We start from the raw sequence: 21,557 nt of genomic DNA, 5'->3' as shown, positions 1-21,557 counted from the left end.
GGGTACCATTGCCTGATGATTAAAATGAAACCGCAATGCTGGCAGCAAGCGCTGCATTTTTGTCGACCGGATTTTCATTCCTCACAAAGATATCGTCTTTACTGCTGTATAGTTTACCTTCAAGCCGCAAAACTGCATTGCTGACTGGTGAGTAATCAAGGTTCAACGAGTAACCCGTTGTTTTAAACCCATTCTGGGTTCCCGTAGCAATGAACACTCCATTTCTATCTTCATAATATTCTACTCTTCCTGCCATAGCCCATTTTTCCGCAAATTTATACTGCACAATGGCAACTGGTGAAAGCACCTCATTTTTAGCACTTTCACTCTTCTGTTGCTGTTGAGTGCCATAATCAAATCCCAGCGTCAGCCCAAACTGATCCGTCAGCTGGAATATTCCGTAAACATTGTGATAAAAACGTTTCACACGAACGGAATCCAGTCCCTCCGTTCCCAGGTAGTTGCTGTAGTTCACTGTAATCTTCGGGGTTGGTTTCCATGTCAGTTGCAGGCCTCCCGCAGGCTGGCTGTTTCCATTCTGCCGCCTGATGCGCTGCCATCCGTTCAAATAGAAAACAGCAGCAGTAAACTTGCCGTTATCGGTACCATAAGTAAGCTTTGCACCGGATTCGTAATATGGGGTATTCTCAGAAGAAATGTTCCTTGTGAGCACCCAGCAGTCTTTTGAGATCGCACTCTCAAAACCAATATGGGAGGAGAAGACTCCTGCATCCAGCCATAAATTCGCCGACTTAGAAAGCTTGACACCGGCATTTGCTTCGAAGATGTTTTTCAGCACGCCAGGTTCCGCAGCGAGGTTGGCATTAGTGTAAGTGCCGGCCATCACCGCCAGGTTGGCACGGATGCTACCATCATCATAATTTCCTTTGATGAATCCAAGGTTCAGGTTCATCTCATTATGGCGGTTATGTGAATAAATAAATCCAGGTCTGTTGTTGTCTGTAGGTTTGTTAAAATCATAGCCAAAGTAAGTTTCCAGGTAACCGCTGACTTTTAGCTTTGGCGCTTCTTGTCCGTAGGCGATAGATCCTGTTGTTAATGCTGCGGCTAATACGATTAGTTTTTTCATGTTGTTGGTTTACTTGTTAATACTGATGAAGCTATTTGCTGAGGGCTCATCTGTTTTTCTGTTTGTCATGTCATTGCGGTTCCGCTGAGCTGCCTGTTCCTGAGGTCGGCAAACGCATGTGGATCAGGCAGCAGAACGGTACCATTAGAGGTGTTAATTAAGATGACTTCTTTAAGGCATCTAAAGCCAGGTTGAGTTTCAGGACGTTGACTGAGGTTGGACCGAACAGGCCAAACAGCGGTTTCTTTGTATTTTTAACCACAAGTTCAGCCACGACTTTCTCATTCAGCTGGCGTTGTTCAGCGACCCTTTTAATCTGGATGATGGCTCCCTGCTCAGAGATGTCCGGGTCGAGGCCACTGCCAGATGCTGTAACCATATCTGCAGGGATGTCTGCTCTCCTGATCGTTGGATTGTACTTCAGGAGGGTATCAATCCGGTCAGAGACCTGCTGCAAGTAGTCCGGATTTGAGGGGCCTTTATTTGAACCGGCAGATCCGGCAGCATTGTAGCCGACGGCTGATGGCCTTCCCCAGAAGTATTCTTGTTTTGTAAAGGACTGGCCCAGCAATGCATACCCTACTACTTTACCATTCCTCGTCATTTTCTCACCCCCTCCCCGGCCTTCAGAGAAGCCGCCGGCATAAGCTACAATCAGTGGATAGATGCCACAAAGCAATACCATTAATACTACGGTTAAGCGGATCGATTGTAAGATGTATTTTTTCATGATTTTAATATTTTATTGATTAAATAAATAAGCCTACCAGCAGATCGATCACTTTAATCCCAATAAATGGGGCGATCACTCCACCTAAGCCATAGATTAACAGGTTTCTACGCAACAGCGCACTCGCACCGATTGGTTTATATGCCACCCCTTTCAGTGCCAGGGGAATCAGAATAGGAATGATGATCGCATTGAAAATTACTGCCGACAGGATTGCGCTTTCAGGACTATGCAGCCCCATGATGTTGAGGCGCTGCAAAGCCGGAATTGAAGCAATAAATAAGGCGGGCACAATGGCAAAATATTTGGCTACATCATTAGCGATGGAGAAGGTCGTCAGTGTACCACGCGTGATCAGCAATTGCTTTCCAATCTCAACGATCTCAATGAGCTTGGTCGGGTCATTGTCCAGATCCACCATGTTACCGGCTTCCTTGGCCGCCTGTGTACCGCTGTTCATGGCCACACCCACGTCGGCCTGTGCAAGTGCCGGTGCGTCATTGGTGCCATCACCCATCATGGCAACCAGTTTACCCAATGCCTGCTCGTCTTTAATGTAGTTCATTTTATCTTCCGGCTTCGCTTCAGCGATAAAGTCGTCCACACCAGCTTTCTCCGCAATGAACTTTGCTGTAAGCGGATTATCACCAGTCACCATGACCGTCTTTACCCCCATCTTTCTCAATCGCTCGAAACGTTCACTGATACCAGGTTTGATGATGTCCTGCAGCTCAATCACACCCATGTTTTTTTCGTTTACAGCGACCACTAATGGTGTTCCTCCATTATTAGAGATGGCTTTCACCCGCTCTTCAGTTTCCAGGGGGAATGGATTGCCGGCGTTAAGCACCATGTTGCGGATGGAATCAAATGCCCCTTTACGGGTTCTTTTGCCATCCGGGGTATCCAGTCCGCTGGACCTGGTTTCGGCAGTGAACTTAATGAAGGTTGCACCTGCCGGGGCGGGCATGATCCGGTATTCACTTGCCGCAGCCAGTTCGAGGATAGATTTACCCTCCGGGGTTTCATCGGCAAGGGAACTCATGACACAGGCTTCGATGAAGTCGTTCATCTTTACCCCTGGGGCGGGGTAAAAACTGGTGGCCTTACGGTTACCGATGGTGATTGTTCCGGTTTTGTCCAGCAGGAGCACGTCGATGTCTCCTGCAGTTTCTACAGCTTTACCAGATTTTGTGATGACATTAGCCCGTAGCGCCCTGTCCATCCCGGCAATACCTATGGCGGATAACAAGCCACCAATTGTTGTGGGGATCAGGCACACGAATAAAGAAATCAATGCCGCGATAGTAATGGGTGTATTGGCATAATCCGCAAACGGTTTTAAGGTCACGCAGACAATCACAAATACGAGCGTGAAGCTAGCCAGAAGGATAGTCAACGCAATCTCGTTTGGTGTTTTCTGACGCGAGGCACCTTCTACAAGTGCGATCATTTTATCAAGAAAACTCTCTCCGGGCTGCGTATTTACCTGTACCTTGATTTGGTCTGAAAGCACTTTCGTACCTCCTGTAACTGAGGATTTATCACCTCCCGATTCGCGGATAACGGGCGCAGATTCTCCGGTAATCGCAGACTCATCAATCGTCGCAATCCCTTCAATGATCTCACCATCTGTTGGTATGGTATCTCCGGCCTCACAAATGAAGACCTCTCCCTTTTTGAGGAGACTGGATGAGCGGATTTCTATTTTTCCGTTGGCAAGCACCACCTTGGCAGGAGTTTCCTCTCTTGTTTTCCTCAATGAATCGGCCTGCGCTTTACCCCTTGCTTCGGCGATAGCTTCAGCAAAATTGGCAAAAAGAACGGTCAGCAGCAGGATCAGAAAGATCAGAAAGTTATACGCCGGTGATCCCTGTCCGGAGTTGCTCATGGAATACACCGTTACATAAGCCATGATGAGCGTGCCGACCTCTACGGTAAACATTACCGGGTTTTTGATCATTACCCTGGGATCCAGTTTGATGAATGACTGTTTCAGTGCGGTCTGCACCAAGGCAGGTTCAAATAATTTATTTGATGAAGATTTCATTGATAATCTATTTAAGCATGGTAAAATATTCTGCCAGAGGGCCAAGGGCCAGCGCAGGGAAGTAAGAAAGGGCATTCAGAACAAGGATCACCGCAAAGGTCATCAGTCCGAAGGTCAGGGTATCCGTTTTCAGCGTACCCGCAGATTCGGGAATATATTTCTTAGCACCCAGCAGACCAGCAATGGCCACCGGCCCGATAATAGGCAGGAAGCGTCCCAAGAGCAGCACCAATCCGGTCAGTGTGTTCCACATGACATTATTATCGCCCAATCCTTCAAAACCAGACCCATTGTTGGCGTTGGATGAAGTAATTTCATAAAGCATCTCTGAGAAGCCATGGAAGCCAGGATTATTGAGCCAGTTCTGGGGCTGCACGGCCCAGGCAGCATTACCGTGGTTTGTGAACACATAACTCGCAATTGCAGTACCTGCCAGGATCAGAAAAGGGCTGAGCAGTGTAATCAACGCCGCGATCTTTACTTCTCTTGCCTCCACTTTGTGCCCCAGGAATTCAGGTGTCCGTCCAACCATAAGTCCGGATATAAATACGGCAATGATCAGGTAGATGAAATAGTTTAATATGCCAACACCGCAACCGCCGTAAAAGGCGTTGATCATCATTCCAAGTAATTGCCATGCGCCTGTCAGCGGCATGGTACTGTCGTGCATACTGTTTACGGATCCGGTGGAAACGATGGTAGTGACCGTACTCCAGTACGCCGAAATGGCGGGACCGAAGCGCACCTCTTTTCCTTCCATGGCACCGGTAGTTTGTGAGATCCCCATTTTAGCAAGGGCCGGGTTGCCGCCTAGTTCTGAGCTGACTGTCGGGATCAGGAGAAGGAACAGTCCGATGGTCATCACACCAAAAATGATCCATGCGAGTTTCCTGCGTCTTACGAAAAACCCGAAAGCGATGACCATTGCAATGGGAATGATCACCTGTGCGATCAGCTCTACTACGGTAGTCAGGTAATTGGGGTTTTCGAAGGGATGTGTGGAGTTGGCACCGAACCAGCCACCTCCATTGGTGCCCAGGTGTTTAATGGCGATCATTCCCGCAGCAGGACCTCTGGACACATTTACCGTATCTCCCTGCACTGAGATAAACTGATCTTTACCCTCGTAACTTGTTGGTGTACCACTAAATGCAAGGATCAAGGCAATGATTAAGGACAGAGGCAATAATAACCTGGTGATGGATTTCACAAAGAAATCCCAGAAGTTACCCAATCTGACACTGGTTTTATCCCTGAAGGCCTTAAAGAATACTACCGCAGCAGCAATACCTGTTGCACAACTGACGAACATCAGGAACATCATGACAACATGTTGCGTAAGATAAGTTACCCCGCTTTCGCCAGAATAGTGTTGCAGGTCGCAGTTGACTACGAAGCTGATGATGGTATTAAAGGAAAGATCTGGCGTCATGCCCGGGTTACCATCCGGATTGAGTGGCAATTTATCCTGGTAGATCAGTACAAAAAAGCCGTAAACCAACCATACCAGGTTGATGGTAAGCAGCGCTTTCATATGTTGTTTCCAGTTCATTTCCTCCTTAGGATTGATGCCGGAAAGTTTGAAAATTCCGGATTCAAGAGGTTTTAGAAAGTCTGTCCAGACTTTTTCTCCGGCAAATACCTTTGCCAGGTATTTACCCAGCGGAATGGCGATCACCAGCGTAAGCAAATAGGTGGCTACAATTCCAAGTAATTCTGTGTTCATGATGTTTAGTTAAAATTTTTCGGGTTTAATCAGCACGTAGATCATATAGATGAAGACGGCGACGGCGATAAGAAATAATGCGACCATAAGATTTTAGATTTTTTCGAACCAGTCGATGGATTTGTAAACTACCCGGCACAGCATCAGCAGGGTGAAAAATAAGATGATTGTTAACATGATGTATTTGTTTTGAGAGCCCTAAGCCAATGGACATGCCACAAAAACCCTCTCAAACGCAAAACGCTAAACAACAACCATTTAATTGATAAATGGAAAATTACCGGAAGTCATAAAAAAGAAAAACCCTTCCATAATGGAAGGGTCTTTATCAAAATGAAAGGGAATGACAAAATCCAGGTTTACTTGGATTTCAGTAAAACTTTAAGATCTGCGGCACCTCCTATTTCTGTAGAGACTTCTCCCAGAAAGCGAGAACGTGGGTTGGTGATAATTGGCTCGTAAGGATTACCATAAATGGCCAGGTCGGCCCCATCGGCATTTTCAACGGAATGGTCAAAAGCAAAGGTAAGGCTCCCCCCATAAGCTCCCAGCGACAACAGCGCGACACTTGCGGATCCAACCAGCTTTTCTACGTTTGCAGGGCTTCCTATAGTCTCATTGATGAACTGTCCGGGGGCGGGCAGGTATTCAAGGATCTTACTAATATAGGCACTGCTGGTTGCTGTCGCTAACCGGGGTACGTAACCACCGATGTTTTCCTGTTGATCTTTCTGACAGGAACCGAACATCAAGGTGCCAAAAGCGGCACTAAAAATAAGGCAACCGACTGGATGTGTTGTTTCATTATGTAATGGTTAAAATAAATAGCTACTGATGTAGCAGATGGTTAGTAAATAAAAGCAAAGTGTGCGGGAATATCTCCCGTGGTTACGGAGTACTTTTGCTTTCCAGTGGAATCAAAACAGTACAGCGTTCCTGGTGATACATAGTCTTTAGCATCGGTCACAAACACCTCCTTACTGAAGGGATTGACCGCGATGCCATAGGGGATCATGATCTTTTTGTCGGTGCCATCAGTGATGAAACGCCTGTCGAGGAGCTGTTCGTCTTTGACGTTGAGCATCCCATAGGTGATGGTATTCTGCCCGGTTTGGTAACTGAACTCCGTGCTATAGTAGTAAGCGATATCATCGGCAATGGCCAGATTACTAACGCCGATATCGAAAGTTTTCTTGATGGTTTCAGTTTTGGTATCGATGACAAAAAGCCTGGAAGGGATATCATAATAATCACCCCTGGACGTCACATAAAGATCTCCGTATTTATCGGCTTTTAACCGGTGCAGGTTGATGGCCACATCGATATTTTTAACGACTTTAAAACTGGCAACGTCGATTACGGACACTGTTCTCTCGTAGTTCGGCGGACTGTATCCTCCGGAGTTGGCGACATAGATCTTATCTCCCACGACCGCCATTTCCTCTGGCTGGCGACCAACCTCTATGCGTTTTTCTTCTCTCAATGTTGCGGTATCAATCTGAGCAACAATCCCATTGGGGGCAGTAGGGTCTCCCACTTCCCCGAGGTATGCACTTACATAAACCTTACCCTTGTGGAAAGTTACATAACGGCAGTTGGTAATGTTGATCTGGGTAATGCGCTTCCCCGTATTTACGTCGAGCACTTCCACCTTATTGGAAACGTTAACTACCACATAGAGCTTTGAGCCATATACAGCGATATCACTCCCAACATCTCCCAGCCCCTTTACCACTTCCGGATTGGCCTCATTGAAGATGTTCTTTCTATAGATCCCTTTACGGAAATCCAGGTAATCCAGGGAGGCCTTGTTCATGTTCATATTGCCCTCATTCACCAGATAAAAACCTTTGGCTACACTATTGGGATCTGCAACGAGCTGAGTAACTACCTCTTCTACAGGCTTGGGGTCTTTTCTGCAAGCACTCAGGGCTAATGAAGTCAGCAGGATATAAAAACCGGCAATAACATGTATATTTCTCATCTGTAGACAATTGGTATTTAAAGTTGATGAAGCGATCATGATGGTTTGGTATTAGTACGCATAAGCGATGGTGAAACGATACGACCTTCCCGGCATGGGGAAGTTGGTGACGACGTCATAATATTGATTGAACACATTGTTGACTTCCGCAGACAAACGGATGTTTTTATTGCTCAATTGCTGGTTGTAATGAAGGGCAAGGTCATGTGTATAAAATGGCTGCACATAGTTTTCAGGAATATTGGCACTTTGATCATAACGCTCCGCGGTATAGATATAACTGTAATTAAAGCCCATATTTTTCCAGTCGACGCTGGCAATCACGGAACCACTATGAAGGGGGATGTAGGGAATCTGATTGCGGTAGTTTAAATCCCTGCTGGTGACATTGATGGCCTGCTGATAAGTATAAGTCAGTCCGGCAGCAGCATGGAGTTGTGGCCCCAGCGTCCAGGCAGTCTGAACATTCAGGTCCATCCCTTTGATCTCTACCCTGCCCAGGTTCTGCATGCTCCATCGGAAAAGACTGGCTCCGGGAACGGCCACAATCTTATCCTTTACCTTATTGAAATACACATCGGACTGCAGGCTGACCTGGCTGAGCAGCTGCCCTTCAAACATCCGCAGGTAAGTAAAACCAACATCATACTGTTGTGTGTATTCCGGTCTGAGAAAGGTGCTTCCTATGAGTGTGTAGTAAAGGTCATTGAAGGTAGGCATCCGGAAAATATTCTTGTAAAATGCACGCAGCCTGAATTCTTTAGCACTAAAAGGCTGCCATGAGGCCATGATGGTAGGGGTCAGCTCCTGTTTCTTACCTGCAGAATAGTACTGTTCCACCTGGTCGTTGACCAATGTTCCTAGCAGGTTGGCCTGAATGTTTAGGCGCTCCATATGCAGCTCGGTAGCCAGTGCGACCAAACCGGTATGCCGCGTTGGATAAGGAAAGCGGTACAGATTGGCATCCATGGTACTTCGTTGGTAGTCTGCCGACAAGGCGACATCCCAGATGGGGCTGAGCTGATAGCGGTTGGCAACAGAGAAGTACAACTCATCCTGTTTATAAATGTTATTGGTCAGTCCGTCGTCTTTCACGATGTTGGGATCCAGAAACCTGGAATAGTCGTGTGCATATTTAAATGAGGCCATCAATTGATACCTGCCGGTTTCTTTTTTATAGTGGGACTGGAAGAAAAAATTACGGCTCCATAAGCGCTGGGGGAAATCGTAGACATTATTGACAATGGCCCCGGGCAAGCCCTGCTCGTCATTGTAAAAATAGAATTTAGCGTTCCAGGAACTGCTGTCGGGCAACCTACCATATATGCCGCCTTCAACCCTCATCGTCTCGATATCTGCATTTTTTCGGACAAGAGTAGAGTCATAGACGCCATTCGTCAGCCTAAATTTGTATCTGCCATGCGCATGTTTATACTCGGTGCTGATGGAACCGTAGATCTGGTCGCTGAGCTTCTTCTGCCAGGTCAGCGATGGATTGAAGAGCCCGAAAGAACCTCCTCTCACGGCCGCACGCAGGTGGTCAGTCTGCCCATCTTTGAACTCCGGGGTTTTGGTATTGAGGTATAGGGAACTTCCTGCGGAGAATCCTTTGGCGGATTGAAAGATGGTAGATTTCTGTCCATTGTAGAGCTCAATCTCGCCGATGTTATCCAACGAAAACTTACCCAGGTCGACCTGCCCGTTCTGGGCATTTCCTAGCTGAACACCATCATAAAAAACAGCGGTATGGTTCGTCCCCATGCTGCGCACGTTGATCGTTTTTAGTCCGCCAATGCCTCCGTAGTCTTTCAGCTGTACCCCGGAAAAGAAACGCACTGCATCGGCAACGGAAAGGCTGTTCATTCGCTGCAGTTCTTCGCCAGATAGTATTTGGAGGGGGGTAGAGGATGTCTGGCGCCTGCTGATCTTTATTCTTCTGATCTGCACTTCCTTGAGCTCATTTGCCCGCTTTAGGGTATCCGCAGGATTTTGCTCCTGGCCATGTACGGAAAAGCACATCAAAAGCAGGACAAATCCGGCAATGGCCAAACAACTCGTTTTCATTCTATTCATCAGCTAAGCTTGTGCACCATTCAGATACCCCAATCCACGAGGGCAAAAAAATGAATACTAAAGGCAGGTCTTCTGACTCACTCCCGGACATTCAGTCTTCCCATTCAGGTTCCTTTGGCAGGATAGAACAGTGACTATGATTTAAATGCCGTTTCCGGAGCATACAGCTGCGGGACAGTAACGGAGTCTCACCGCATTCCCTTTTAATTCTCTAACAACGAAGTATTAAAGAAACCATTAGCTGCGGCAAATATACACAATCCCGGGGAAAAGTCTTTGAACATCCATCGAAGGATGAAACTAGACATTTGATTAGAGGAAAAACAATTTACCTTAGCTGCTTTTTTGAATGATCTTTCTGACCACATTATCCAGGTCTGTGGCACTATTCAGCAGTAAATTTTTCAGATGAAGGATCTCCTCAATGGTACTTGATTCGTCCAGCATATTCAGCAAGCCAAGAATATTGGCTAAAGGTTTACGCACCTGATGTGCCTGCATCAGTCCAATTTCACTCAATTGTTCATCTCTTCTCACCGCCAAGCTTTGCATCTGAATGTGTTCTGTGATGTTATAGCCAATGCAGAAGATGCCTTCAGGATCCCCTTTCTCATCAAATAATGCACGGAATTCCCAATGGGTATGAATATAACCACCATTGCCGTCATGTTTACGCAATACTGCCTGGTGGAGTTCGTCAGGTTCGACAAAGCTCTGTGCGCCGACTTCTGCACAAATGAGACCATCATCGGGATGAAGTGTCACCAGGAAAGGCTCCCCAACAAGTGACTTTCCGAGGAAACCGAAATGTGCATCATAACTGGGACTGACATAACTGTATCTCCCTTCCATATCTACTGTGATGGTGTAGAAAAATTTCGATTCTCTAAGTAAGGCAATGGTTCCTTCAACGATCTTCATGAATTGCGGTTTCGGCCAGCATTAGTTACTATGATTGCACTGATTAATAGGATAACAACATTCAATATACGAACATTCTAAGGGAGGCAGTGTTTTTAAATTCTGAATTTCTAATTTCAGCTTAAACCCGCGCTTCCATTTCTTTGGTATTGCTCAATTCTATACATTTACCGCCACAATATAAAAAACCGCAATCAGATTGCTCTGATTGCGGTTTAATCAAATGAATGGCTACGACCTTATTTCGCAAAGATCTCCTCCAATTTTTTATCCAGCTCTGCTCCCCGCAGGTATTTACCAATAATCTTCCCATTAGGATCGATCAGGAAATTCATTGGGATTGCCGTTACTTCATATAAAACACCAGCCTCATTTTCCCAACCTTTAAGATCACCTACCTGTTTCCAGGTCAATCGATCATCCTGGATTGCTTTCAGCCATTTTGCTTTATCCACAGCTTTGTCCATAGACACGCCAAGGATTTCGAAGCCTTTATCCTTGTATTGGGCATAGCCTTTACCAAGTTTGGGTTTTCGCGTCTGCAAGCGCGCACCAGGAGCCCAGAATCAACCAGCACATATTTCCCACGTAATCGGAAAGTTCACCATTTCCCGTCACATCTGGCTGCGTGAATTCAGGAGCTTCTACCCCATCCTGCGTTTCTTCACTTCGCAATTCGTTCGGCACCTCTTTACCAAGATAAGTATTTCTAAGCTTCTCATTTATTCCAAGAAAAATCTTCTCCATCGCTACCGCATCAAATTCCTTACCCACAGCTGAATTAAAGGCCATCACTGCCATGTACTGATCTGGGTTTTTCTGCACATAGCTCAGCTTGGTATCGAAAATTTCTTTTTGGATGGCAACAGCACGATCGTCAAGCGTTTTTAAGTAAACCTGATCCTGCTTTTTTGCTTCCGTCTGCTCATTAAACTCCTTATTCAGCTCACCAAACTGATCATAAATAGGCTTTAGAAACGCATCAACGCGTGCACTCTCCTCGTTGAGTGGAGATCCGGTAATCACTGCGTTTTGTAAAGAATCCTTAGCCATCATCGTGATCTGTTCATTATTACCAATCAGAAAAGCTTTAACATCCATTTTGGGCTGCTTTAGTGGGTCGATAGGCTTATCGTCATGTTTTACCCTGATATTTGCTTCAGTGATGGAGGCAACAGTTCCTTTGAATTCAAACTTCCCGTTTACGATTGCTACTGAGTCCACCTGAGAAGTGTTTCCTGTTTTGATCAACAGGTAAGCCTTCGCAGGTTTGTTCAATTTTCCAACCTGCCCTTTAATGCCATAACTATCCTGTGCGAGCGCTGCATAAGGTGCCATAAATGCCAGCATTCCTAAAACTATTTTATTCATATTTTAATTTCTTTTGATGTTTGATTATTTGCTCTTTTTCTTTTGGGGTCCTTTACCACCATTGCCTTTCAGCAAACGATTGTACTGCGATGAGTCCTGCAATACCTCAACCGCAGTTAAGAAAGCTTCATTGGCTCCATTACGTACCTGCAACATGTAATCTCTGCCAGTATAGAGTAAACTGGCCATATCAGCCTTGATCTCCACCTTCAGGCTCCTGCGCGCCGCGAGGTCAGATTTTCCAGGCATGCCCTTAAAGTGTCCAGATGCCTGTTCCAGGATCTGATCCAGCAGCGCATCTTCCACCTGATATCCAGAGTTGAATGCTGCGAACTCCGGATACTTTTTCAACAAAGCGTCCCGGTGATGCTGCACATAGTTAAATCCTGCCTTCGTCGCAATACCACTATTCATCAACGTGTTCATCCAGGCACTGTAAACATTCGTATCAATCGGCACAAAGCGGTCCGGCATGATCCCTCCACCACCATAAACGGTTTTCTTATTGGTCAGCGTACTGAATTTTAAGGAATCCGGGAAGTTAAAATGGCCGGGTTCCTTCAGCTCACCTGATGCCAGTCTGCGGTTAAAATCATCAAAATAATCTGCTTTACCCTTTACATAAGGCTTCTGGATCGAACGGCCGGATGGCGTGTAATAACGGGCACCCGTCAACTGCAATACCGATCCATCTGTCATAACAACAGGTTTCTGCATCAGACCTTTACCAAAACTCCTGCGACCAATAATTACTGCACGGTCCCAGTCCTGCAGGGATCCTGTAACGATCTCACTTGAAGAAGCAGTAGATTCATCGATAAGTACCACGAGGTCGCCAGTCATGAACTGACCAAAACCACCTGTTGCATAATGATCCTTTCCGCCATCATGTCCGACGGAATAAAACACCAGGCTTTCCTTTGGCAAGAATTCGTCGGCCACACCAATTGCCGACTGCACATAACCCCCGCCATTACCCTGCAGGTCGAGGATCAGCTTCTTCATGCCCTGAGCTTTCAAAGTTTTTAAGGCCGTATCAATTTCCCTGCGCGTAGATCCGCTGAAGATCCCCAGTGAAATGTACCCGATTTCTTTGTTGACCATATAGCTCGATCGTATCGATAAATCAGCAATTTGTTCGCGCATCACTTTGACCAGTAAGGGATCTGCACTCCCCTCACGCATGATCTGAAGACTCACTTCCTTTCCCTTCTCGCCACGAAGCATCATCATGACCTGTTGATTTTTCAATCCTTTGCCTACGATCGATTGACTATCTATGCCAACAATGCGGTCTCCTTGTCTAAGTCCCGCCTTGAGGGCTGGTCCATCAGGATTCACAGCGGTCACGAAGGTGCTGTCGCTGATCATCGCAAAGGTGATCCCGATGCCTGCAAAACTGCCACTCATAGACTGGTTCATAGCCTCTGCATCTTCCCGACTGATGTAGCTGGAGTGTGGATCGAGATCACTCACCATCGCCTTGATGGCAACATCTACCAATTTTTCATCCTGCACAGGATCTACATAATTATCCTGGATTAACTTTAGCGCCTCCTGCAACTTCACCTTTGGGTTCATCTGCGCCTGCGCTGGAAACATCCATATTGGCGACAACGCTGCCAATAACAACTTATAACTTTTTTTCATGTTTTTATTTTTCTGCCCTTAGGATCTCTATGGCCATTGACAACTCATCCATGAGCTGACTCGGACTACCGGAATATCCTTCTGAACTATACCTCACTTCACCATTTTTCACAATAATCTTACGTGGGATTCCCGACGACTGGAACAATGGGATCAGGCTTTTAAATACTTTATCCTGCTCGCCTTTTTCACCGATGGCATCATGTAGTAAATTAAATCGGAAACCTTTGCTCTTCACATAGTCAACAGATTTTTTCTTGTAGTCGCCAAACTGCATGGTGCCAATCATGTAGACACCCACAGACGGGTCTTTGGCATACTTGTCGATGAGCAATTGCATTCCAGGAAAGGCCATGATACATGGTCTGCACCATGTGGCCCAGAAATCGATCACCACAATCTTATCTTTCCAGTCGGCAGAGTTGACCATCTTACCCTCGCCATTTTCCAATGAAAAGGGAATCAGCGGATGTCTGACCATGTTTTCCATCACATGATGGCGCATGGCACCAATGGCGTCAGAAGATTTTAACGAGGCCAGGTAGCTATCGTAATCTTTGGCAACACCATTATGCTCAGCCAGGTAAATGGCTTTCAGGCGGTCGAACATCAGCGGAGTCACTGCATTGTTTTTCACGCTTGCTTCCAGCAATGGTTTGACATTTTTTTGTTCGTTTAGCTGATCAAGAAGGTATAAATGGATTTCATTAAGGTCCGCATTGGCATATCTTTTTTGATCAGATAGATACTGGAAATAGTCAGCCCCCTCCCGGTATGCTCCACCTGCCTTACATAAAGAAACATGCGTAAAGATGCGATCGCTCAATTGCTGGTCAACATTGTTGTTTTCCAATGAATCATTGCCTCCAAAATCCTCGTTGTAGGAGCCGTCATTTTTTAACTTCAGTAGGTACGGCATGATTTTTCTGCTAAGGACCAGCATTTCTTTCTTCTCGCCTTCATTGCCCATCATCTCTCCTCTGGTCAGGTTCCAGCGGTACACCTCATTGGCAGTCTTAAAATCGAAGTCGTTGAACAGAGCTAAAAACTGATCAAAGTTTTTCTTCTCAAAATAGGCTGTGGCCAGTCCGCGATAAACCGTGTAATAGATGTAAGACTGGCTGCCTTTATTTTTACGCCATTCCGTAATCGGAAATTCCTTTAAAAAATGCTCTTGGGCCTGTGTGAATTTCGCAGGATCCTTCTCTTGCAAAGCTTGTTGATAGCTTAAGAATCTTGCGGTGTTTCCTCTCGGAAAGAGGGCCTGAATTTCTGACTTAACCCGGGCTGCGCGGGTCTCATCTTTTATAGTAAACTGATAATACCGCTGTATGTCGGATAGTTGATCTTCAGAAGGCACCAAACCTCCCGTAATCTGCGATTCTTTTTTCAGCAATACTTCTACCCTTGCTCCATCTTTCTCCGGCGTTGCGAATGGCCTCAATTCCTGCGCAGCAATGCAAAGCAAGACTTCTCCGAAATAGCTGCCGGGCTTTGGTTTCCCCTTAGGGCTCAGCACCCTGCTGTAAAAGCCTCTGCCATCATTATTATCAACAGCTTCAGGTTGATCCACCCTTCCCTGAAAGAATCGTATAGTCATAAAAGCAACATCAGCAGGCAGCACCAGCTTTGTGCTCCAGGTTTCCTTTATTTTATTCAGCTTTAGCGGCTGTACTTCCCATTGCAGGTTGCGGTAAAGGAGTGCCACGGCTGATACCTCATCACTAAATTCAAGGTCACTTCCTTTAGCATCATAGGTAATTGACATCGGCTTGCCCGCAATTGGTAAAGCGGGGCTAAGGTTCAATCTCTGCCTACCATCCTGTCCATAGGCAAATATGGACAGAAGGGATAAGCAAAGTGTAAAAATTTGTTTTTTCATCTATCTTGGGCTTTGTTGTATTTCTGGGTTAAGGTCAAGGATGCCTTGCGCAATTGGGAAAATGAAGCGGTTGCTGCCAGGGGTCAAGGTGTAGGTCTGCCCCTCAAAGGTTCTCGATACAGGTTTAGATAGCGTAGCATCCAGATTCAGTCTGCGCTGATCGAACCACCGTAGACCTGTCCCCATAAATTCACGGCGACGCTCTTCAATAACAGCGGGAAGTAAATCAGCAACATTGGTGATGACCAGATCCTGATAGGCAGCAGAAGTGAAACGTTTTGCTCTTAATGTATTTAGCAATTCGACCGTTTTGCCGATGTTTCCGGCACGGGCATAGACTTCAGCTCTGTTTAGCATTACCTCTGGCACACTCAGGCCGGTATAAATTCCTTCGAAAGTGAAGTTACCACGAACATATGAGCGTCCTGGAACACCAGACTGAGTTCCAGTGTATAAGTTATAGCGTTGGTCACCGGTAGCAAACAAAGCAAGCAATTCCGGATTCAGTTCCGAGCGGAAAGTTCCTGCCGTAACTTTGTACAACAAAATTTCAGGATCCGCCAGCGAACGGGGGAAAGAAGCAGTGTTACCGACAGCGTAGATGGAAAGGTCGAGCAAACTAGCTTTCAAGGCCAGTGCATTGTCAGCAGCTTCACCAGCCAGCTCGAAATTACGCATATACAGATAACACCTTGACAGCAACGCATAAGCCGCAGCCTTGCCTGGATGCCCATTATTGGTCCCCGTATTAGGTAATGAAGGTATTGCTTCCTGCAAGTCTTTAACAACCTGGTCGTATACGTTTTTCAAACTGGTACGGTTTAACGGCTGATATAGATCCGGAGTGGTCAACATTGGTATCCCTACCTGTGCTGCCGCCGTAGCCGGATTGTAAACTTCGGCATATTGGTTAGCGAGCATCAGAAAGGCAAAAGCACGTTGAACAAGTGCTTCAGCATAAATTTCACGTTTCAGCGCATCAGTACCATTTTTACTGGACATTACTCCGTACAATACCTCATTACAGGTGTAAATTTGTTTGTAAAGGTTGTTCCAACCCACATCAGACTGGCCTTGGACATAATACTCAGCAGCCCATATGTAGGCATTTTTAATTTCCGATCCCCAGGTAGCCTGATGTGAAGCCGTAGTGGTTGCCATATCATCATTGACTACTGTCGGCAGGATATAACCTAATTTAAAGTCTTCCCTATTGTTCATCACAAACTGGTAATCGGTCGTATTGAGCAATGTTCTGTTACCATATTGCTGAACTTCGACATATTTACGACAGGATGGTGCCAATACAACCAGCAGCATACCTGCAAGGAATTTAACGATTGATGTTTTCATTACTAATATTTTATATGCTATGATTAGAAAGAAGTATTGATGCTGATGAAAAATGCCTTAGCTGGCGGCAGGTTATTATAATTATTGGTATACAAGTAAGCAGGATCTATCCCGTCCTTGTTTTTTGTCCAGATCAGTCCCAGGTTTCTTGCGCTCGCACTGAAGCTTGCCGATTTGAAAGGAGAACCTTTGAGCAACGCAGCAGGTGCATTGTAACTCAATGAAATCTGCTGTAACCGGATGTAACTTCCGCTGATTGTCAGCAGATCGGAGTAGGTATACCGCTGTAGGCTGTTGTAGGAAACATTCTTCAGGCCCGGAACATTGGTAAAGTCTTCATCACCAGGTTGCCTCCAACGCTCAGCAAGGTCTTTTTGGGAACCGATGACACCCCTGTAGCCCACATAATCGGGATAATTCTGTACAGAAGATCTTCGCAGAACATTACCCATCGAATAAGAGATACGTACCCCCAGGTTAAATTGCTTGTACCTGAAGTCGTTGTTAAAAGCACCAAAGTAAGGTGCAGTAGTACGACCCTGATACACCAGATCATCTGCTGATAACATGTTGTTACCCACTGCAGAACTGATAATCTCACCATTCTTATTGTAAACCTGCGACTGGCCTTTGTCGTCCAGACCGGCCCAACGGTAAGCATACATATAATCCAGGGGTAAGCCTACGGCAAAACTACCATTCACCAGGTTTGTAGTTGTATTCTTAACGATACGGTTATCCGTCACCTCATTGGTATTGTAGGAGAAGTTGAACAAACTGGACCAGCCATATGCTTTATTTTTGATAACATCCATTCTCATCCCCAGTTCAAAGCCGTTACCTTTCATGGAAGCACTATTGAATTCCAGGCTCGTCCACCCATAAGTAGGATTGAACGGTAACCTGTACAAAATATCACTCATCCTTTTTTGATAAATATCCACGTTGAAAGACAGACGTCCATGTAATACCGCAAAGTCTGTCCCCAGGTTGAAGGTCTTCACCTTTTCCCAGGAAATCTGGTTGTTTGCAGGGGAAGCAATAGATGCAATCTGCTCATTGGTATTGTTATCTGTACTGGTATTGATCACCACAACATTAGCCGCCGACTTCGGCATTGTTCCTGCTACCCCATAAGTCATTCTGAAGGACAATGCATCCAGCCAATTGACATTCTGCATGAAATTTTCCATTTTGGCATTCCATTTTACTCCTGCAGACCAGAGTGGTTTAGCGCGTTGATTCCTTGCAGCACCGGTTAAAGTATAGTCATCGAAACGCAAGCTACCTGAGACCACATACTTGTCATTCAAAAAAGAAAGACCAGCGTTCGAATAATAAGAAAGTGCCCTGTTGATGTTTTTCGCAAGATTATCATTGTATCCGATTTGAGAGCTCCAGCCTTCTACGTTTGTATAGTTGGCCGTAGGATTCACTATCAGGTTAGAATAGGTGTCAGGATTGAAACCATAGCGCACCTGATTAGAAGACTGGTAGCGCGTCTGACGGATCTCCGCACCACCAATAAGGTTCAGTTTCACAAAGCTGGCCAATTGTTTATCGACGTTCAGCTGACCACGTAGATTATACTCCCATCCGTCGTAGTTAGCCAGACGCAGCGTACCACCCATTGGCACACCATATACTCTTTTGCCTGCAGTATTTATGGTAGTTCCATAATTTACCATATCGCGGACATAGTAGCTATCCACAGAACTGATGTCTTCCGTTACCTCCAGATTGCGTTGCAGAGAGCCCAGGACGGAAAAGGTAAGGCCTTCTCCGAGCTTAGTAGTCGCATCCATATTGAAACGGAATCGGTTGGCACTGGTTTGATTATCGACCGCATAAAGATCGTCCAATGCAGAATAGGTCCAGGGCAGGTATCCTTTATCGAGGAAGTCCTGACTCACTTCATCCCTGAATCGAATAGAGCGTTCAATGTTATTGCCATTTTCATCTCTTAATAATTCGTAAGGTCTCAGTCCAAGAACACCCGTACTGATTGTGTTTGCAGCCGTGGGATTATTCACACTGTTAGAATACGTATAATTGATCCCGATGTTCAGCGTTAACCGGTCATTAAATAGCTTATTGGTTAGATTTGAGGTCAGGAAAAAGCTCTGACCCAGATTTTCTCTGAAAACAGGCAAGTCACGTGTATAATTTCCCGAGATGTAATAACTGCTCTTATTGGCGCCGCCAGACAATGACAAATTATATTGCTGCGTAACCGCCTTTTGCATCATCAGATCACGGATCTGACTTTTGTTGTCAATCTGGGAAAGACGTGCCAGTGCCTCGTCACCTTCTGCAACAGTAGCTGTTCCTCTATCCACTTTAAACATCCACTCCAGGGCTTCTCCCAGGGGCGCGTTGCTGTTGAATGTCTGCCAGTCTTGCTTAATGGCCGGGTCGGTAAGAAAACCCAGTTCTTTTACCTCTCGCTCCAGGTCAATATACTGAGCTGAGGTCATGGTATTCAATTTATTCAGGTCTGCAGGTGAAGAAATGCTTAGATTGGTACTGAAATTCACCGCTGTGGGACCATTTTTACCGCGTTTTGTCTCAATGACAATTACGCCGTTTCCTGCACGGGCGCCCCAGATTGAGGTTGCAGCCGCATCTTTTAAAATTGTAATGCTTTCTATGTCCTCCGGATTATAACGGTTCAATATGGCGCCACCGCTCACATTCGAAACCACATCCGACAAGTTGCCGGCCCGGTCCGTGGTTTCCATCACCGGAAATCCATCCACGACGATCAGTGGCGACGCAGTGGCGGTGCTAAAGCTGTTTACACCCCGCACCCGGATTGTATTTTGTTTCAGGTCAACCTGCACACCAGGCGTCAGGTTTTCAATTCTCTCCAGAATATTGATGGAAGGCACCTCTCTGATTTCCTTACTGGTGATGCTTCCAAATGCACCTGTAGCGCGTTCTTTAGGGAGTTTGGTGTAACCCATCGAAACTACCGATACCTCCTTGAGTAGGTTGAGATTGTCATCCATAGTTACATTAATCACATTCGTTTTCCCCAGTGGAATTTTTTTAGGCTGCATTCCAACATAGGTAACGACCAGTGCAGTGGCCTCCTGTTGCAGGCGAAGGGTAAATGACCCGTCACTGCTGGTCACGCTGCCATTACGATTTCCCATTCCTTCCGGAAATACTGTAGCGCTCACCAGCGGCATTCCGATTGCATCTGTTACCTTACCTGTAATGGTGCGGTAGTTCGGCTCCGGAATGTTTGACCGTGCGGCATCGGTATTCACTTCTTGTTCCCTATTGTCTGTGATTAGGGTATAATAATTGTCCTGGACATACAGGAAAAGCAATTTATTCGGATAAAGCACCTGTTTTAAGGCCCTTTCTACCGGTTGAGATTTAGACAGCGGCAAGGTCAGTGTTGCCTGTAAACCGTCTATCAATTCAGCCTGGTAAGAAAATTTCGTACCATAGGCTTTTTGAATCTCCTGCAGTGCCTGCTTGAGGCTCATCTTCTGCTGTGCGGAAACAGTATTAAAAAAGCCTACACAGAGCATTATGCTCATAACAATGAGTAGTTGTCTTTTCATTTAGTTTGTTTTATGGTTTGTGGTTTAGTTGATTCTGCTGGTATTTATTTATGTCGGTATCATTCTTGTTTAGCTTTGTCAATAATCAATTCTCTGTTGCGCCGTGTCACGCTGATCTTGAATACCTTTTCCATGACGAAAATGATATCCTGGTCATTGGTCAAAGGGATCACCCCGGAAAGGCGTTTGGCTGCCAGCTCTGGAGCGTGCATAGTAATCTTGTAACCATAGGTATCCTCCAGCACGTTCAATACATCCTGAAGTGCATAGCCTTGCAGTTCCAGTTCCTTGCGCGTCCATGAGATACTTGCATTTGCTGCACGCTGATGGTCTGTTTTTAAAAGCTGATGTCCATCATAGCGGAACACATCACCCGGCTTCATGATACGCGAGAAGCCTTTACCGTCTTTTTTATCGATCCGAAGACTACCTTCAATCAGCGAAATCTCTGTTTCTCCACGCCTGTCTTTCACATTAAACTGTGTACCCAACACCGTTAGTTCCAATCCATTGACATGGACCTTAAAAGAATCGGCTTCCTGAAACCTGTTTTTAATAGCCACATGCTTCACCTTAAAGGAAGCTTCCCCCTCGAGCCACAGCTCTCTAGGTTTATCTGAGCGCCAGTCCCGGTGGTAGTAAATCTTACTATTGGCATTTAACATTGCAACGGACTCGTCAGGGAAGATGACGCTCCTAAGCTCACCATAGTGCGACTGGAATGTCTGCCGGCCAAATTGCATCACCTCAGTAATTGAAAAATACAGCAGGATGAGCGCAGCGATTCCCGACAGCCACCTTGCTGCTCTTTTTAATGGAACCACATATGTGCGTTGAACGTGGTTGTGTTTCCCGATTTTAGAACTCACCTTATCCCAGATTTCCTCTCTCGGAGTATTTCCCTGATATAATGGCTGGCGATTGAGCATCAGCACCCATGCTTCAGCCTCCTCCATTGCATTTAACTTATCCGGATAGCTGAGCATGACCTGCTGCCAATAGGCCCGGTCTGCATCTTCGGAATGCAATACGTAGCGGATGAAATGCTCATCTGTGAAAAAGTCCAGCGTTTCAAAGCTGCTGTAGTTGGCTGATTCGATGTTGTTCATGATTTGTTAATGTTATATACACATGCGTTTTATATTTTAC

The 21,557-nt window shown here is 45.8% G+C and carries 16 protein-coding genes and 1 riboswitch; all 16 genes read right to left on the bottom strand.

Translation table 11 applies throughout. The annotated features are described in order from the left end of the window. Positions 1 to 19: 19 nt before the first annotated feature. Entirely contained in the window at positions 20 to 1,090 is a 1,071-nt protein-coding gene (locus tag PBAL39_RS22900; protein WP_008246167.1) for a porin, read from the bottom strand. A 157-nt stretch (positions 1,091 to 1,247) separates the two neighbouring features. After that, positions 1,248 to 1,820, bottom strand: a complete 573-nt coding sequence (locus PBAL39_RS22895; RefSeq protein WP_008246159.1) for a K(+)-transporting ATPase subunit C — start codon at positions 1,818 to 1,820, stop codon at positions 1,248 to 1,250. 19 nt (positions 1,821 to 1,839) lie between these two features. Continuing rightward, complete coding sequence (kdpB, locus tag PBAL39_RS22890; protein ID WP_008246157.1) at positions 1,840 to 3,870, bottom strand: potassium-transporting ATPase subunit KdpB; 2,031 nt, start codon at positions 3,868 to 3,870, stop codon at positions 1,840 to 1,842. Positions 3,871 to 3,877: 7 nt separating this feature from the next. Next, a complete protein-coding gene (kdpA, locus tag PBAL39_RS22885) occupies positions 3,878 to 5,596 on the bottom strand; it encodes a potassium-transporting ATPase subunit KdpA (RefSeq protein ID WP_008246155.1) in 1,719 nt (572 codons plus the stop codon). Positions 5,597 to 5,605: 9 nt separating this feature from the next. Beyond that, positions 5,606 to 5,683 carry a K(+)-transporting ATPase subunit F gene (gene kdpF / locus PBAL39_RS25955; RefSeq protein WP_083801812.1) on the bottom strand — a complete coding sequence of 26 codons (78 nt, stop codon included), beginning with the start codon at positions 5,681 to 5,683 and terminating at the stop codon, positions 5,606 to 5,608. Between the two features lie 272 nt (positions 5,684 to 5,955). Then, the gene (locus tag PBAL39_RS22880; RefSeq protein WP_008246153.1) at positions 5,956 to 6,345 is read right to left on the bottom strand and encodes a hypothetical protein; all 390 of its coding nucleotides are present in this window, start codon (positions 6,343 to 6,345) and stop codon (positions 5,956 to 5,958) included. A gap of 98 nt (positions 6,346 to 6,443) precedes the next feature. After that, the gene (locus PBAL39_RS22875) at positions 6,444 to 7,580 is read right to left on the bottom strand and encodes a YncE family protein (protein ID WP_008246152.1); all 1,137 of its coding nucleotides are present in this window, start codon (positions 7,578 to 7,580) and stop codon (positions 6,444 to 6,446) included. A 51-nt stretch (positions 7,581 to 7,631) separates the two neighbouring features. Next, positions 7,632 to 9,644 carry a TonB-dependent receptor gene (locus PBAL39_RS22870; RefSeq protein WP_008246150.1) on the bottom strand — a complete coding sequence of 671 codons (2,013 nt, stop codon included), beginning with the start codon at positions 9,642 to 9,644 and terminating at the stop codon, positions 7,632 to 7,634. 53 nt (positions 9,645 to 9,697) lie between these two features. After that, positions 9,698 to 9,907: riboswitch (cobalamin riboswitch) on the bottom strand. A gap of 79 nt (positions 9,908 to 9,986) precedes the next feature. After that, positions 9,987 to 10,574, bottom strand: coding sequence for a PAS domain-containing protein (locus PBAL39_RS22865; protein WP_008246147.1), 588 nt, complete (start codon positions 10,572 to 10,574; stop codon positions 9,987 to 9,989). Positions 10,575 to 10,813: 239 nt separating this feature from the next. Further along, positions 10,814 to 11,119, bottom strand: coding sequence for a peroxiredoxin (locus PBAL39_RS22860; protein ID WP_008246145.1), 306 nt, complete (start codon positions 11,117 to 11,119; stop codon positions 10,814 to 10,816). Next, positions 11,091 to 11,945, bottom strand: coding sequence for a DUF4369 domain-containing protein (locus PBAL39_RS22855; protein WP_083801811.1), 855 nt, complete (start codon positions 11,943 to 11,945; stop codon positions 11,091 to 11,093). Before PBAL39_RS22855 ends, PBAL39_RS22860 begins: the two co-directional genes overlap by 29 nt. A gap of 24 nt (positions 11,946 to 11,969) precedes the next feature. After that, on the bottom strand, positions 11,970 to 13,595 hold the full coding sequence (locus PBAL39_RS22850; RefSeq protein ID WP_083801810.1) for a S41 family peptidase: 1,626 nt from the start codon (positions 13,593 to 13,595) through the stop codon (positions 11,970 to 11,972). Between the two features lie 4 nt (positions 13,596 to 13,599). Continuing rightward, positions 13,600 to 15,477, bottom strand: coding sequence for a TlpA disulfide reductase family protein (locus PBAL39_RS22845; protein ID WP_008246139.1), 1,878 nt, complete (start codon positions 15,475 to 15,477; stop codon positions 13,600 to 13,602). Then, the gene (locus PBAL39_RS22840) at positions 15,478 to 16,830 is read right to left on the bottom strand and encodes a RagB/SusD family nutrient uptake outer membrane protein (RefSeq protein WP_008246137.1); all 1,353 of its coding nucleotides are present in this window, start codon (positions 16,828 to 16,830) and stop codon (positions 15,478 to 15,480) included. Positions 16,831 to 16,853: 23 nt separating this feature from the next. After that, positions 16,854 to 20,408, bottom strand: a complete 3,555-nt coding sequence (locus tag PBAL39_RS22835) for a SusC/RagA family TonB-linked outer membrane protein (protein WP_083801809.1) — start codon at positions 20,406 to 20,408, stop codon at positions 16,854 to 16,856. Between the two features lie 59 nt (positions 20,409 to 20,467). Beyond that, on the bottom strand, positions 20,468 to 21,517 hold the full coding sequence (locus PBAL39_RS22830) for a FecR family protein (protein ID WP_008246132.1): 1,050 nt from the start codon (positions 21,515 to 21,517) through the stop codon (positions 20,468 to 20,470). Positions 21,518 to 21,557: the final 40 nt, after the last annotated feature.

The sequence above is a fragment of the Pedobacter sp. BAL39 genome, assembly GCF_000170795.1.
GTDB lineage: Bacteria > Bacteroidota > Bacteroidia > Sphingobacteriales > Sphingobacteriaceae > Pedobacter.
Note: the sequence above shows the minus strand (reverse complement) of the source record. Positions and strands in the feature narration are given on the sequence as shown.